Consider the following 14,537-nt stretch of genomic DNA (forward strand, 5'->3'; position numbering starts at 1 on the left):
ATAAAAAAGAGCCGCGAGTAAGTGGCTCTTTTTTACTTTGGAAAACATCTCCCAGATTGGTTCTATTTACTTGTCTTTAAGCTTGATAGAATGTGATAAAGTGAGGATGGGAGTGATAAGCAGATGAAAGAATTACAAGAAAAAATAGCAGATTATACCCGGTTTGCACAAGTACTTTTAGCTATAAGTACATTTTTAATGATCGGTTTATTAATTCCAAGTGGAATAAAAAGTATGGTACAGTCTTTTGTTATGATGGGGAGTATTATTGTATTTTTAGTTCTTGCTTTTTTCTTCTTTAAGCGTGTTAGAACGATGCGTGATCAATTAGAGGAGAGCGAATATGAAGAAAATTGTTAAATAGGGCGCTACGAAAAGAAGAAATCTTTTTGTAGCGTTTTTTCATTTTTGTAGAAAATGTATGCGTTTCATATTGACAATGATAATCCTTATCAATTAAAGTAGAATAGTAGTTAATGATTATTATTATCAATTAGAGGTGAAAGAATGAACAAATCTATTACGCTGTTCACAGCGATCTTATCTATTTTTTTCTTATTAATAGGTTGCAGTGCAAAAGAAAACGAAAAAGCATCCGCAACAAAAACAGACAAAGGAACAGACAAAATCGAAATTACCGATCTCTCAGACAGAAAGATAACATTCAATAAAGTTCCTGAAAGTTTTGCTACGTTGAGTATGGGAGACATGGATATTATTCATGCTTTAGGTGGAAAAATAGTAGGTCGTCCTGATACAAAATTAACTCTCCCAGAGGAATTAAAGAAAGCACAAGTAATCGGGAATGCACATCAACCGAATTTTGAGCAAATTGCTAGTTTAAAACCGGATGTACTTGTTGCTAACAATGGATTCCAAAAGAACATTCCAACGGTCGAAGGACAAGGAACAAAAGTAATCATTTCTTCAGCCAACTCTGTAAAAGATATTCAAAAGGGTATTGAAATGTATGGAACAGTAATGAAGAAAGAAGATAAAGCAAAAGAGCTTAACCAAAAAATTAATGATCAAATGAAGAAATATGAGAAAAAGAGTGATGTTAAAGCGTTGCTAGTTTATGGAGCACCAGGCACTTATTTAGCAGCATTACCAACATCTCTATCAGGGGATATTTTAGAAAAAACAGGCGGGAAAAATATCGCAGCTAGTTTTCCAGAAATGAAAGAGTATCCGCAATATGCACAGCTAAGTGTAGAACGTATTATTGAAGCAAATCCAGATGTGATTTATTTAATTACACATGGAGATCCCAATAGTGTGAAAAAAGCATTTGAAGGCGAAATGATGAAAAATGAAGCATGGAAAAATTTAGATGCAGTAAAACAAAATCGTGTAGTTATTTTACCACCAGATTTATTTGGATCAAATCCTGGGACGAAAGTTACAGAAGCGATGGACTTTATGTATAAAAGTATACAAGATGTAAGGAAATGATAAGTATGGAGAGTAGTGAAATAGTAAGAGAAAAGGAACATCCTTTTGCGAGAAAAAGGTGGATAATAACAGTTACTTTAGTCGTATTAACTGTTCTAGGTCTTTTTTATGGCCTTTTTGCAGGGAGCTTATCTTTTTCTTTACGAGACATTATAGAAGGTATACAAGATGAAGGTTCGACAGTTCATCGAATTGTATGGGATCTTCGTATACCGAGAGTGCTCGTTGGTTTTATAGTAGGAACGTGTTTAGCTGCATCAGGAGCATTATTGCAAGGGGTTATGAGAAATCCTCTTGCAGATCCTGGAATTATCGGAGTTTCATCAGGAGCAGGTCTTGTAGCAATTATAATCATGATTTTATTTCCTCAACATATGGCATTCTTACCACTAGGAGCGTTTTTAGGAGCTTTTATTACAGCAATGGTCATTTACGCACTATCATGGCAAAAGGGGGCGCCACCTTCACGAATTGTATTAGTAGGTGTTTCAATAAACGCCTTAATTGGTGCAGCGACTTCAGCGCTAATGTTATTACATAGCGACAAAGTACAATCAGTTTTACCGTGGTTAGCTGGTGGTATTGGTGGTGTTAGTTGGGCACATTTAAATATGATTATTTACTATGCGATATTCGCTATTATATTAGCTTTCTTCGGTATTAAACATATTCGAGTATTAATGCTTGGGGATGAAATGGCAAAATTATTAGGATATAACGTGGAAAGAAGTCGGTTTTATTTAATAGTAGTAAGTACAATGTTAGCTGGAATAGCAGTTAGTGTTTCTGGTCTTATTGGATTTGTCGGTCTTGTTGTACCGCATATGTTACGTTTATTAGTTGGAAATGACTATAAATATTTACTGCCATTATCATGCCTTGGCGGTGGGATATTACTTGTTTTTGCGGATGCGATAGCTCGAAGTTGGTTCGATCCAATCGAATTGCCTGTTGGTATTTTATTGTCCTTCTTAGGTGGTCCGTTCTTCTTATATTTAATCCATAGAGGAGGAAAACAACGTGATTTCCGTTAACAAAGTGTTTTACGCACATTCTGAAAGATTTCAAATGCAAAATATGAATGTACATATTAAAGCTGGAGAAATCGTTAGTTTAATCGGTCCGAATGGATCGGGGAAATCTACTTTGCTTCGTTTAATAGCACGGCTACTTAAACAAAGCGAAGGAGACATCATTTTAGATGGGGAAAATATTTATACGATGAAGAGTGCAGATGTAGCGAAGCGATTAGCGATGTTACCACAAATGCACGATCATCAATTAGATTTAACAGTGAAAGAACTAATAGAGTTCGGAAGAGGTCCTCATAAATCATGGAGTAGTCGCTTAAATAAAGAAGATGAAGAAATTGTTGATTGGGCATTGTCTGTTACAAAGCTTGAAGGGTATGAATATCGTCTTTTACAATCCTTATCAGGAGGAGAAAGGCAACGTGCTTGGATTGCAATGACGCTTGCACAACGCACAAATGTCTTACTATTAGATGAACCAACAACCTTTTTAGATATCGTCCATCAGTTAGAAGTAATGGAACTTGTTAAACGATTAAACGAAGAGTTTGGTATGACGATTGTAATGGTTTTACATGATATTAATCAAGCGGCTCAATATAGCGATCGTTTACTCGTATTAAAACAAGGGAAGATTCAGTATGATGGCGTACCAGAAGAAGTACTATGTCATCAAATGTTTCAGCGTGTATTTGGAATTGAAGTTGATATATTCCAAGGGAGTGACAAGCCATTTTTTACACCGAAACGAATTTGTGAAAAGGGAGAAGAGAGATGCAAACAGACGAGCGTATTACCACTGAGTTAGTAAGGGAATTTGTTATGGCAGCTCACGGAGATCTAGAAAGAGTACAGGAGCTTTTGGCCGAATCACCGAGCTTACTTCATGCTTCTTATAATTGGGGTGGCTCAGATTGGGAAAGTGCCTTAGGAGCAGCGGCCCATGTAGGCCGTAAAGATATTGCTCTTTATTTACTGGAAAAGGGAGCTCGGATGGATATTTTTGCAGCAGCTATGCTGGGTGAACTTGAAGTCGTACAAGCCATTTTAGTAGCACAACCAGAAGCATTACGTGCATCTGGCCCACATGGCATCTCTCTTCTTCAACATGCACGAATGGGTGGAGAAAAAGCTCAGCGTGTATTTGAGTACTTAACAGTGCTTTCTTAATGACCGCAAAGTTCTTATGTGCGGTAAACTTTCCACTCAAAGGATTGGAAGGTTTACCGCCCGTTAGAACGGGATAAGTATCTAGTATATTTGAAAATCCTACACCCCCTCAATTGTAGTTTTCTTTATACTAGTTATGATATGGATGCAGTAGACACTCTTTTGTCTACTGCTTTTTTTTGATATAATACACTTTTATAAGATTGAATTTTCTTTCTTTTTGGTAACTTTCTTGATATGAATTATTCAACACTTACGTAGTTTGAAATATGTTGTTATGTAATGAGGTTCAAAATGATGGGAGTGAATAAAAGAGTGTTCCATACAGATCGCTTACAATTTCGCAAATATACAATGGATGATTTACCATTTTATGCTTCTTTATGGGGGGATGAGAAGGTAATGCGCTATATTGGAAATGGAACGTTAAAAACATTTATGCAATGTAAAAAAAGTTTGGAGGAGAGGGTACTTCCAAATTATAAAAATGGTCTCGGTTTATTTGTAATGATTGAAAAGGAAACAGGGATAAGAATTGGTCATGCAGGACTTGTCAAGCAGAAGGTAGATGGAAAAGAGGAAATTGAGATTGGCTATTGGCTACTTCCTAAGTATTGGGGGAAAGGGTATGCGAAAGAGGCTGCGGCGGCATTTCGAGACTATGGTTTTCAAGCATTACAAATGAATAAATTAATTTCACTTATTAATCCGAACCACCCAGCTTCAATATTTGTTGCTAGAAAAACAGGGCTTAGTTATGAGAAAACAACTTCATTTCATGAGATGGATGTTCTCGTTTATTCCATTAAGCGGGTTGGATGAAAAAAGGTGAATTGCATTTTTTGGAGAATGGTATATAAAAAATAAAGGGAGGGATTACATGTATATTTATCATAATGGACTAATTATTCGTGAAGGAACGAATGGAGTGCCAGCATATGCGATTAAGACATTATTTGAAGATGCTGGCTGGAGTAATGATAATATCCCTTCTTGGCAAATTGAAAAGTTTACGATTGCATTTGAAAATTCAACATGGGCTTTCACAATTTGGGATGAAGAAGAAATGGTCGCGATGGTTAGAGTTATTTCTGATCAAATCATGGTTGCTAACATAGTAAATTTAGTTGTGAAGTGTGAGTATAGGGGGAAAGGGTTAGGTAAGAAACTTGTAGCTCTTTGTTTACAAAAGCTTCCGCATGGCGATTGGTTTGCGCATACGTCCGCTAACAATTTTGATTTTTATAGAAGTTGTGATTTTGAAGTAAGAGAGTTATCAAGAAATGGAACATGTGCGTACTATGGGTATCAAGTGGCAAAAGAGGAAGGGCATCGATAACTTATAAGGTAATAAAGAAAAAGGATTGCTATTTTAATAATATAAACTGAACTGAGACTCATTTTGTGATAAAATAAAAGAAAATTCAGTTTATTAAACGGGGGATAAAAATGAATGTAAAAGTTGGGGATATATTTAAATACGAAAGAAGATTTACCGAGGAAGAAGTTTTTGAATTTGCAAATATTACAGGCGATAAAGGTAGACATCATATGGAATATGATGAGAATGGACGATTAATGGTCCATGGTTTATTGACTGCTAGCATTGGGACGAAAGTAGGCGAAGAGTTACATTACATAGCGAGGGAATTAGTAAGTGAGTTTATTAGACCAGTTTTTACAGGGGATACGGTTACTTGTGAATTAACTTTAACAAATATTGAGCAAATGGAAGGATATAAAAAAGTTTCAATTGAGTCAGTTTATCGCAATCAACATGAAAAGACCGTACTAGTTGGGACGAGTTATGGAATTATAAGGGAATAAAAAAGAAGCCTGTTACGAAACAGGCTTCTTTTTTATCGTTTAGTAAACACGTTTTCGATTTTCCGCATGACTAGAGATAAGTAATAATGCAGATTCTTCACCTATATTGCGAACAATATGAGGAACGCATGCATTCCAAGAGAAAGAATCACCTTCTTCTACAATCGCAATATCTTCTCCATGTTGAACTTCTAGTTTTCCGCGTAATACAAGATGACACTCTTCACCTTCATGAGCATTTGGTGAGTTTTCTTTCGGGAATCCGGCAGAAATTTCTACTAGAGATAGGCGGAGACCACCTTGCTCCGCAACATGCTCAATTCTTTGTTCATCTTTTCCATACACACTGTATTTACGCTCTTCTTTTTTTACAATTTTTAAACGATCTTTTTGTTCTAACAATAAATATGGAAGGGGAACATTTAAAAAATTAGCGATCATTTCTAAAGTTGAGATAGATGGTGATGTTTTATTGTTTTCAACCTGACTCATAAAGCCTTTAGAAAGACCTGTTCCTTCACAAATTTGGGCAATCGTAATTCCTCTACGTTGACGAATTTCACGAATCGCAGAACCGATATTCATAAAATCATGCTCCTTTTTGTAAACAACTATTTGTATCATAGCAAAAAAAAAATATTTTTTCTCATGAAAAATGAATTGACGAATAAAAATAATTAGTGTATGTTTTGTAATGTAAATAAAAGTTTTGTATAACAAAACTATAAAGGAGAGAAAGAAATGAATCAACATATTGGTAACTTAATTATTCGTATCGTGTTAGGGGTAACGTTCTTTATGCACGGTTTAACAAAATTCCAATCAGGAATTGACAATATTGCAGGGTGGTTTACAAGCATTGGTTTACCAGGAGGACTTGCATACGGTGTAGCAACAGTTGAATTAGTTGGAGGTCTATTGTTAATTCTAGGTTTAGGCGTAAGGTATATTGGCTTATTATTTGCACTTGTTATGGTTGGAGCGATTGTGAAAGTAAAATGGTCAGCTGGTTTGTTAGGAGACGGGAAGAATCCTGGATTTGAGTTAGAACTTGCATTATTAGCGATGGGTGCTTACTTATTTGTTGCGAAAGCTAATGGTTTTGTAGATAATTTCTTAAAAGAGAAAATGTTAAAGAAGAATTAATTAAAATGGGGGTATAACAAAATGGGCTTTCCACTTCATCCCGAAACAACACTTGGGGTTGTTCATTTATATGTATCAAATTTAAAGAAATCGCTAGAGTTTTATACAGAAGTATTGCGTATGAAGGTACTGGAAGAAAAAAGTACAATCGTTACGTTTGGTAATGAGGACAATGAGCCACTTCTCATAATAGAAGAAAAGGAAGACGCTCTTCCGAAGCAAAGAGGTCGAACTGGTTTATATCACTATGCAATTTTATTACCAAACAGACAAGACTTAGCAAATATTCTTCGTCATTTTGTTGAGAGAGTACACCCATTACATGGTGGGGCTGACCATTACTTTAGTGAAGCTCTTTATTTAGCTGATCCAGATGGAAACGGGATTGAAATTTATCATGATCGCCAAAAAGAAGTTTGGCATGATGAAAATGGAGAGCTACCATTTGTTAGTAACCCGTTAGACGGCGAAGGATTATTACAGCAAGGAAGTACATGGAATGGGTTCCCGGCTGGTACTGTGATGGGGCACATTCATTTACATGTAGCTGACTTAGAAGAAGCGAAACGTTTCTATGTTGATGGCCTTGGTTTTGATGTAACGATTCCAGCTCGTAATGGAGCGTTGTTCGTATCAGCAGGTGGTTATCATCACCATATCGGTTTAAATACATGGCAGGGTGAAGGTATACTACCACAAATGCCAAATTCCGTTGGTTTGAAATATTTCACAATTGTACTAGCAGATGAAAAACAAAAAGAGCAAGTGTGTGAAAGTTTAAAATATATTGGCGTAGTTGCTACGTATAAAGATGGAATATTACAGGCCAAGGATCCGTTTGGACATTGTATACATTTTAAAGTGAAAGGAGAAGCCTAAAAAGGCTTCTCTTTTTTCACTTTCTTATAATAGCTTTTTCATTTTGTAAAAATAGGTCATCAAATTGCTTTGCAAGGTCAAAATCTAGTTTCGTTAAACCTTTTGCATTCCATGATGACAAAGTAATAATGACTGCTTTATACTGGATAAGGATAAATGGGTGGTGATTATGTTCTTCTGATAGTTTGGCGGCTTCAGAGACAAATTCGACTCCTTTTAAGTAGTCGGAAAACATATATTTTCTTTCAATCCATTTTTCATCTTTCACTGTCCATTTATCCAGCTTTGTTAATTCCTCTTGTACTTCTTCATTAGTTAATCGTAGCATCATTTTTCACATCCTTTACCTGCAGTAACGCAAGACCATTGTTAATAAGACGTGTTACAGATTCTTCAGTTGTGAAAGTAGAAAGTTGTTGTAATAATGCTGCTGATGCTTCGTGACCTTTGTTATGTTCTAAAAGCAATTCTAAAATTTCAAGACGAAGCAACCATTCTTTCGGATAAAATTTATTTAATACTTCTTGAATAGCTATTAATTGATCAGTATGAGTATCGTGTAAAATACTATCGTTACGTATATCTCGAACTGTTTGATACATACGTTCAAGCTTATTCAGTACAAGTGGATCAGGCGTTTCTTGTACTTCTTCATTCATCGGGAAAAATGCAGCCGCATCTGCCGCTCCTGGGAATACAGAAGTGATTTGTGAGCCGACAGCCATATCAAATGCTCCCCATGAAGGATCAAATAATAAGCGATCTTTATGAGTAACTGCACAATTTATAAAGGAGATAAGAGCAATTTTTTTATCATTCTTTACAATGTCTGTTACTGTTCCTTTTACATGAATGCCACTTGCAAAAGTAAACTCTGCACTGCTTCCAATTGTAATGCCTAATGATTGTAATTGTTCTTCTGTACAATTTTCTAATGCAATATCTCCATCTAGTAATCCGATTGGTGTCCCGAATCCATCGCTGTGCACAGATGTAGAATGATTTGCTAGTTGTTTATTATGAATTGCTAATGCAGTTGGTGAGCTTGTTCGTGTGTAAATAACTTCACCAGTATCATTTTTAATTGTCTCTGTAAATGTACCCGTAATTTGTAATCCACTACTTAGCTCAGTTGTAGCATGATTTTCGGAGCGGATTGCTTTTTCTAATCCTTCTGTTCCACCTGTTTTAAATGCCATCGTTGTAGAGAACTGCTCAAGGGCCTCAGTCAATTCTTCAAATGATTCACAAACAAATAGCTGTGGTTGCATTTTTGTTACATCATAAGTTGTCCCGGTGCAAGCTTCAATTGAGAATGGGACTTTCTTTACAGCGTTTGTTAAGCACTGCTTACTTTCACCGACAGAGGAAAGGAGACCAGCACCGTAAATTTTCGGATCATTTATATTGCCGATTAAGCCGTATTCCACTGTCCACCAGAATAAACGTGAAATTTGTTCAGCTTCTGATAAACCAGAAACTAAGTTTTGTTTTTCGATTACAGCATTTTCAGCAACTGCAACTTCTTCAGGTGTAGAAGTAGGGCTTTCTTTTACGATCGTTAATGTACGAACGGCTTCAAAAGCATCATGTTCTTCTTTTGTGGAGAAAGCTTTCGCTCCAATTTGTCCAAAGCGTTTCACATATTTTGCATATGTAGAATCAAGCAAAATCGGTGCGTGGCCTGCAGCTTCATGAACGATATCAGGAGCGGGTGTATACTCGATATTTTCTACTTTACGAATATCTGTTGCGATTGGTAGTAATCCATGCCCCTGAAAATCGAAGAATGCGACGCCGGGAATAAGTCCGTCAATCGTTACGGCACCCCAGCCGCTTGGTGCTAAACAGTCATTCATTTCTTCTACTTTTGGAATTGCATCTATATTAATACCAGATGATTGTAGTCCGTTGACATAGGATGGATGAGCAACATCTTTTAAGAAGCTATGGTTTTGTCTCATAATGTAACGCCAAACAGCGTGATTCACCGGTGTGTATTGATCATAATGCTGTGTGGATACGAATGGTTTTAAATGTGATGGAATTTCTGTTTTCTTTGTCATTTAGACGTCCTCCTTTTTCTCTATAAAAATGAATACCAGTTTTGTATAGCTTGTACCACCTCCTTTCAGAATTGTAAGCGCTTATAAAATTTTATCATAACATTCGAAATTCTTTAACAACTGTTTGCGTGAGAAATAGAAAAATCCCCTATCGGAAAATCCGATAGGGGCGAAAAAATCGCGGTACCACCCTATTTGTAAGTGAAAATATACTTACATCTCAACTAATGATAACGGAAAAATTCCGTCTTTTCCTTCATGCATAAAAGCACTACGAAAAAGAAGCTCCAGAATTGTAATTCGTACTTATATATGTGCTAATTCCCACCGACCATTAGCTCTCTGAAACAGGGATACAAGATACTACTGCGATTCTTTCAACGCGTATATATGAAGTTATTTAAAAGGGAAGGACGCAAAAAAGCCCCTATCGGAAAATCCGATAGGGACGATAAAAATCGCGGTACCACCCTATTTGTAAACAATTAATTGTTTACCACTTACTTTAAGATAACGGAAAGATCCGTCTTTCTCTTCATGCATAAAAAGCATTACGGGAAAGAAGCTCCAGAATTGTAATTCACGCTTGTATATGTACTGATTCGCACCAACCATCAGTTCTCTGAGACAGGGATATAAGTCGCTACTAGTATTCCTTCAAAGCCGATATATAATTCGTTCAACTAAACTATGTTTTGTATTATAAAACTATATTTAAAAGCTTGTCAACAATAATTTTATTATTTCACTTCTAAATCGACGTTTAAATTAGATTTATTTCCAGCTGCATCGGTTGCTACAATATGAATTATATTTTTTCCTTGTTGTAATTGGTTACGATCGAAGTAAATGTCGTAACTTTTCTCCCAAGGGTTCAGGAACGCACTTTCCCACACGCCATTTCCGTTAATTTCATATTGTATTGTTACTGGATGTCCTGGAGCAACCCATCCAGATTCTGTCATCCAATCTAAAAGTATATCATCTACTTTCCCTCTAATTACGAGGTTTTCTTGATCTACTTCAGACGATAACTTCGGTGCAGTACGATCGACAAATACAGCTCCTGTTTGCTTTGTTTCTCCACCAGAGTTAGAAGCAACAGCTTCGATTTGGTATAAGCCATCAGGTAGAGGAGATCCGTCAGTTTTCGTACCATTCCATTTGAAAGATTTATAACCAGGTGTTTCATTTTTCCCTTGATGTATCATGCCTTGATATGCTACACGGTCTTTCGTAATTAAATTAGCGTGAAATGTTACATCCTCAACTGGTGTAACTAAATAGTAATTGATCAGGTTGTCATCTAGTATTTTGTCATTATTTGGACTGAAAGTAGAATTAACGATTTCAAGGCCATCAATACGCTTGTATTCTTTCGGATCGATGCTAAATGTAAATGGAATACGCATTTCTTCAGTCTTCCCTTGCTCTTTTACATATAGATTTCCTGTATATACACCTTGTGGTAAGGAGCTATCTACAGTAATAGTAAAAGGCTTTTCGATGTTACTATTAGGTTTCATACTAATAGAAGAAGAGAAAGAAGTCTGGACTTTTGTTTTTGTATCTAGTAATTCAATACGAGTTGAAAAGTTTTTCTTTTTGTTAGAAAGATTTTGTAACGTAACATTTTGTGTTAACTTCACTTTACCGCTATTAGGTTTAATAAGACCGAAACTTACATTGTTAGGTTTCACTAATGCATCTGTTTGAGCGGCTTTTGGAATGTTAATTAAACCAGAGCCTTGTGCCATAACAGGATATGTATTTTCATTGACATCCTTTAATGTTTTTGCAGTATTGGCAAGAGCTGCTTTCAATTGTTCTGTCGTCCAATCAGGGTGCATTTGACGGAGTAGGGCAACAGCTCCTGTTACTTGCGGCGCAGCCATACTTGTCCCGTTGTGAGATTCATAGCCACCTCCCGGCACTGTACTAGTAATTTTCACTCCAGGTGCAACAATATCAGGTTTTATAAGCCAACTACCTTGAGATGGTCCTCTTGAACTAAAGTTACCAATAAGTTCTGTTTGCTTTGGTTGTCCAATTTTTATATTTTTCTTTCGTTTTGTAATTAAAGTTTTTAACTCTTCGCCATTTGTATTTGATAGTTGCATAACTGGAAGAGCTACATCTTCACGTGCAAAATATTCGGGCATAAGATTAATTTCTTTTTCGTTAGAAATTAGTAGCACGCCGAGAGCGCCAGCTTGTTTCGCTTGTTCTGCTTTTACTAACGTGCTCGAAGTTCCTTGTAAAACAAGGGCGAACTTCCCTTTCACATCTTGTTTAGCGTAATCGCTTGGATTACCGTAGCCAACATATACAAGCTGAGCATCGTTCCCTACTTGGAAATCTGCTTTTGATAACGGTAATCCTTGGTAAGATTTATTGGAACCAGCTACTTGGAATGTTGGAAATGGAATAGAAACAGTAGATGCTCCAACAGAGATGACACTACTTGCGTTACCAGGAGCGTCAACAGACCAAGGTTTTGGTCCATCATTTCCATTTGAGACGACCGCAGTAACACCAAGTTTTGCTGCGCGTTCTAACGTCATTGTTACAGGTTGATCAGGTACATTCAAATCTTGACCAAGAGATAGATTTAAAACATCGGCACCATCTTGAATAGCGCGCTCAATACCTTGAATAATATCTTCGGTCGTACCAGTACCACCATCATTCATGACACGGTAAGCAAGTATAGAAGCATTCGGAGCAATCCCCTTTATTTTTCCGTTACCAGCAATAATTCCTGCAACATGGGTACCGTGAACGTTTCCATCCATCGGATCATTATCCTCATCGACTGTATCATAGCCACCGATATAATTTGCTTGTAAATCAGGATGGGTATAGTCGACACCTGAATCGATAATAGCGACTTTCATCCCTTTTCCATCAAGGGATTTGCCAGTCGGATCTTTTAAATTCCAAGCTTCAGGTGCACCAACTGTAGGGCCTCCAACGTTTGGTGTTTCTTGATCTGCTAGGCTTTTTGACGTTTCATGTAATTTATATGTTAAGTTCGGATAAATTGCTTTTACTTCAGGTAAAGAAGCTAGAGCGGCAATTTGATCCCCTGGGATAGAAATAGAAAATCCAGAAAATAACGTACTATACGTTTCTTTTATGGTTGCTTTCGGTGCTTTTTCTTTTATTTTCTTTGTTGTATCCTCTTGTGCTTTTTTTAGTTGTGCATGGTATGATTGCACATTGCTATTTTGTAGGTCCGGAGCATGTTGAATGTTACTTTGTGAAGCGAGTGGAGCATGTTGCAATTCTACAATAACTGAAATTTCTTTTGATGTTTTTGTTTCAACATTTTGCGCGATTTTGTTTTCTCCCCATTGTTCAATATTTGCTTTTAACTGTGGGCTAAATTGCTTCTCTTTTTGCAGTGATTCAGCATGGGCGCTTAATGCTCCAAAGCTCGAAAAGACGAGCGCCATACTTAATAGTGTTGATGTGGTTTTCTTCATTGAAACTCCCCCTAATAAAAAGTGCTAATTTTCCGAAAATAAATATTGCATTTTTATCGTTAATTATAGGAACGGATGTTGGCTAAACTATACATTCGACATAATTCATACCAAACCTCTTTGAATTGAAAATTTCTTGGGAAATTTTTTGGAATTATGTCGAATGGATAATATTTGCATATAGTAAGCGGAATATGAGGAATGCTAAAGGGGGAAATGGGGGTGCTATATGAAAAGGTTTATAGTAAGTGGAATCGTGATTTTGTTCCTTTTTTTCTGTTCAAGTTCTATTACTAGCGCAGAAAACAATGGAGTAAAAGTTGCCTTTATTCGTAATCATAATCTATGGATTAAAGTCGGTGAAAAAGAAAAACAAATTACAAAAGGAGAGTACATAACAGGGCCGAAATGGTCACACAATGGAGAATGGCTTGCATATGCAAAAGGAAAGAAGCGAAATCACTTTGAACTGTATCGGCTGAAAGATGGAAAGAAAGTTACACCATCTCAATCAGAAGCATCGAATTATCAATGGTCACCAACAGAGAATATAATTGCATTTGTATTTGCACGCATATTAAATACATTTGATGCTGAAAAAAAGAAAGCAGATTTTGAAAACGTAGCTAATGGTGTAGGTGAATATGCATGGTATCCTGATGGTAAGAAGTTTCTTGTATCATCAGAAGCGTACTTGCTTCCAACAGGATGGACAGGTGCTCAGTTATATGAAATACAAAAGGATGCAAATATGAATCCTCATAAGATGAAACATTTATATGCACTACCGAATGAGCATGATGATTTTTTAGCATTAGTTGGAAGTGGATTTAAGTGGTCGCCAGATCAAAAATGGATTTCGTTTTTGGCAGTACCAACAGCTTCTTTGTCAGCTGATAGTAATACCCTTTGCTTAATTCGATCAGACGGCAGTCGTTTTGAAACAGTAGATCAAATGTTATTAAACACACAATGGTTCAAATGGGCGCCATCAAAAAATATATTAGCCTATATTGAAGGAAGCGGGAGAGTTGCTTTAGAGAATAAGCATTTAAAAATAAAAGAATTGCCGGTTCTCCAGCAAAATACATTTACTCCAAAAGGCTATGTTGATTGGGACTTCACATGGAAGAACGAGAATGTAATTATCGTTTCAAGGGCAAAGGAAGCAGAGCTATCGGTCCCTCTAGAAAAAAGACCACTACCATCTTTATATGAAATAAATAGTACAACAGATGAACAACATCAAATTACAAAGCCATCCAATAGCAAAGGCGATTATAACCCTATTTTTAGTAAGAAAAGCAACCAATTAATGTGGCTCCGTTCAAATCGTAAGAAAGCTGATGTATGGCTTGCTCATAACGATGGAAAACATGAGAAGAAGTGGATTGAAAATATAGATGTACCAGAGTGGTATTATGAGAAATGGAATTGGGAAGATGTCGTTTCGGTTAAAGACGAGTAAAAAAAAC

15 protein-coding genes and 2 other annotated features are annotated in these 14,537 nt (G+C 36.5%); of the genes, 11 read left to right on the top strand and 4 right to left on the bottom strand.

Features of this window, described 5'->3' with window-relative positions; all coding sequences use genetic code 11:
* The first annotated feature begins 123 nt into the window (after positions 1–123).
* The 8 genes from MKX66_RS25395 (at position 124) to MKX66_RS25430 (ending at position 5,483) form a co-directional block, all read left to right on the top strand.
* Entirely contained in the window at positions 124–360 is a 237-nt protein-coding gene (locus MKX66_RS25395) for a YrhC family protein (RefSeq protein ID WP_002034123.1), read from the top strand.
* Between the two features lie 147 nt (positions 361–507).
* Positions 508–1,455 carry an ABC transporter substrate-binding protein gene (locus tag MKX66_RS25400; protein WP_002015260.1) on the top strand — a complete coding sequence of 316 codons (948 nt, stop codon included), beginning with the start codon at positions 508–510 and terminating at the stop codon, positions 1,453–1,455.
* Between the two features lie 5 nt (positions 1,456–1,460).
* Positions 1,461–2,489 carry a FecCD family ABC transporter permease gene (locus tag MKX66_RS25405; RefSeq protein WP_002015259.1) on the top strand — a complete coding sequence of 343 codons (1,029 nt, stop codon included), beginning with the start codon at positions 1,461–1,463 and terminating at the stop codon, positions 2,487–2,489.
* Positions 2,476–3,294: an ABC transporter ATP-binding protein gene (locus tag MKX66_RS25410; protein ID WP_341087386.1), complete on the top strand. Its 819-nt coding sequence runs from the start codon at positions 2,476–2,478 to the stop codon at positions 3,292–3,294. The genes MKX66_RS25405 and MKX66_RS25410 overlap by 14 nt, the downstream gene beginning before the upstream one ends.
* Positions 3,261–3,656, top strand: a complete 396-nt coding sequence (locus MKX66_RS25415) for an ankyrin repeat domain-containing protein (RefSeq protein WP_002129192.1) — start codon at positions 3,261–3,263, stop codon at positions 3,654–3,656. Before MKX66_RS25410 ends, MKX66_RS25415 begins: the two co-directional genes overlap by 34 nt.
* 294 nt (positions 3,657–3,950) lie before the next feature.
* Positions 3,951–4,478 (top strand): GNAT family N-acetyltransferase, encoded by a 528-nt coding sequence (locus MKX66_RS25420; RefSeq protein ID WP_002015253.1) that lies wholly within the window; start codon positions 3,951–3,953, stop codon positions 4,476–4,478.
* Positions 4,479–4,536: 58 nt separating this feature from the next.
* Complete coding sequence (locus tag MKX66_RS25425) at positions 4,537–4,995, top strand: GNAT family N-acetyltransferase (RefSeq protein WP_002129190.1); 459 nt, start codon at positions 4,537–4,539, stop codon at positions 4,993–4,995.
* A gap of 110 nt (positions 4,996–5,105) precedes the next feature.
* A complete protein-coding gene (locus MKX66_RS25430; RefSeq protein ID WP_002015250.1) occupies positions 5,106–5,483 on the top strand; it encodes a MaoC/PaaZ C-terminal domain-containing protein in 378 nt (125 codons plus the stop codon).
* A 39-nt stretch (positions 5,484–5,522) separates the two neighbouring features.
* On the opposite strand, the gene MKX66_RS25435 is transcribed toward MKX66_RS25430, so the two are convergent.
* Positions 5,523–6,068: a helix-turn-helix domain-containing protein gene (locus MKX66_RS25435; protein WP_002015249.1), complete on the bottom strand. Its 546-nt coding sequence runs from the start codon at positions 6,066–6,068 to the stop codon at positions 5,523–5,525.
* Positions 6,069–6,224: 156 nt separating this feature from the next.
* Here MKX66_RS25435 and MKX66_RS25440 point away from each other — a divergent pair, with 156 nt between their 5' ends.
* Entirely contained in the window at positions 6,225–6,629 is a 405-nt protein-coding gene (locus tag MKX66_RS25440) for a DoxX family protein (RefSeq protein WP_002015248.1), read from the top strand.
* A gap of 21 nt (positions 6,630–6,650) precedes the next feature.
* A complete protein-coding gene (locus MKX66_RS25445; protein WP_326996623.1) occupies positions 6,651–7,508 on the top strand; it encodes a VOC family protein in 858 nt (285 codons plus the stop codon).
* A 16-nt stretch (positions 7,509–7,524) separates the two neighbouring features.
* Here MKX66_RS25445 and MKX66_RS25450 read toward each other — a convergent pair whose 3' ends face one another.
* The 3 genes from MKX66_RS25450 to MKX66_RS25460 form a co-directional block, all read right to left on the bottom strand.
* Complete coding sequence (locus MKX66_RS25450) at positions 7,525–7,839, bottom strand: 4a-hydroxytetrahydrobiopterin dehydratase (protein ID WP_002143198.1); 315 nt, start codon at positions 7,837–7,839, stop codon at positions 7,525–7,527.
* Positions 7,820–9,574: an aromatic amino acid hydroxylase gene (locus tag MKX66_RS25455; protein ID WP_131246316.1), complete on the bottom strand. Its 1,755-nt coding sequence runs from the start codon at positions 9,572–9,574 to the stop codon at positions 7,820–7,822. The genes MKX66_RS25450 and MKX66_RS25455 overlap by 20 nt, the downstream gene beginning before the upstream one ends.
* Before the next feature lie 162 nt (positions 9,575–9,736).
* Positions 9,737–9,964: a binding site (T-box leader), on the bottom strand.
* 51 nt (positions 9,965–10,015) lie between these two features.
* Positions 10,016–10,244 (bottom strand) — a binding site (T-box leader).
* 70 nt (positions 10,245–10,314) lie between these two features.
* Positions 10,315–13,062, bottom strand: coding sequence for a S8 family peptidase (locus tag MKX66_RS25460; RefSeq protein ID WP_326996621.1), 2,748 nt, complete (start codon positions 13,060–13,062; stop codon positions 10,315–10,317).
* A 229-nt stretch (positions 13,063–13,291) separates the two neighbouring features.
* Between MKX66_RS25460 and MKX66_RS25465 the strand changes: the two genes are divergently transcribed.
* Positions 13,292–14,530 carry a TolB family protein gene (locus MKX66_RS25465; RefSeq protein ID WP_341087388.1) on the top strand — a complete coding sequence of 413 codons (1,239 nt, stop codon included), beginning with the start codon at positions 13,292–13,294 and terminating at the stop codon, positions 14,528–14,530.
* Positions 14,531–14,537: the final 7 nt, after the last annotated feature.

Origin of the sequence: Bacillus sp. FSL R9-9530 (assembly GCF_038008145.1) — a bacterium.
Classification (GTDB): domain Bacteria; phylum Bacillota; class Bacilli; order Bacillales; family Bacillaceae_G; genus Bacillus_A; species Bacillus_A mycoides.

Coding starts and splice junctions, on each gene's coding strand:
- MKX66_RS25440 (WP_002015248.1), top strand. CDS start 6,225: ATGAATCAACATATTGGTAACTTAATTATTCGTATCGTGTTAGGGGTA.
- MKX66_RS25415 (WP_002129192.1), top strand. CDS start 3,261: ATGCAAACAGACGAGCGTATTACCACTGAGTTAGTAAGGGAATTTGTT.
- MKX66_RS25435 (WP_002015249.1), bottom strand. CDS start 6,068: ATGAATATCGGTTCTGCGATTCGTGAAATTCGTCAACGTAGAGGAATT.
- MKX66_RS25460 (WP_326996621.1), bottom strand. CDS start 13,062: ATGAAGAAAACCACATCAACACTATTAAGTATGGCGCTCGTCTTTTCG.
- MKX66_RS25450 (WP_002143198.1), bottom strand. CDS start 7,839: ATGATGCTACGATTAACTAATGAAGAAGTACAAGAGGAATTAACAAAG.
- MKX66_RS25445 (WP_326996623.1), top strand. CDS start 6,651: ATGGGCTTTCCACTTCATCCCGAAACAACACTTGGGGTTGTTCATTTA.
- MKX66_RS25430 (WP_002015250.1), top strand. CDS start 5,106: ATGAATGTAAAAGTTGGGGATATATTTAAATACGAAAGAAGATTTACC.
- MKX66_RS25455 (WP_131246316.1), bottom strand. CDS start 9,574: ATGACAAAGAAAACAGAAATTCCATCACATTTAAAACCATTCGTATCC.
- MKX66_RS25400 (WP_002015260.1), top strand. CDS start 508: ATGAACAAATCTATTACGCTGTTCACAGCGATCTTATCTATTTTTTTC.
- MKX66_RS25420 (WP_002015253.1), top strand. CDS start 3,951: ATGATGGGAGTGAATAAAAGAGTGTTCCATACAGATCGCTTACAATTT.
- MKX66_RS25425 (WP_002129190.1), top strand. CDS start 4,537: ATGTATATTTATCATAATGGACTAATTATTCGTGAAGGAACGAATGGA.
- MKX66_RS25465 (WP_341087388.1), top strand. CDS start 13,292: ATGAAAAGGTTTATAGTAAGTGGAATCGTGATTTTGTTCCTTTTTTTC.
- MKX66_RS25395 (WP_002034123.1), top strand. CDS start 124: ATGAAAGAATTACAAGAAAAAATAGCAGATTATACCCGGTTTGCACAA.
- MKX66_RS25405 (WP_002015259.1), top strand. CDS start 1,461: ATGGAGAGTAGTGAAATAGTAAGAGAAAAGGAACATCCTTTTGCGAGA.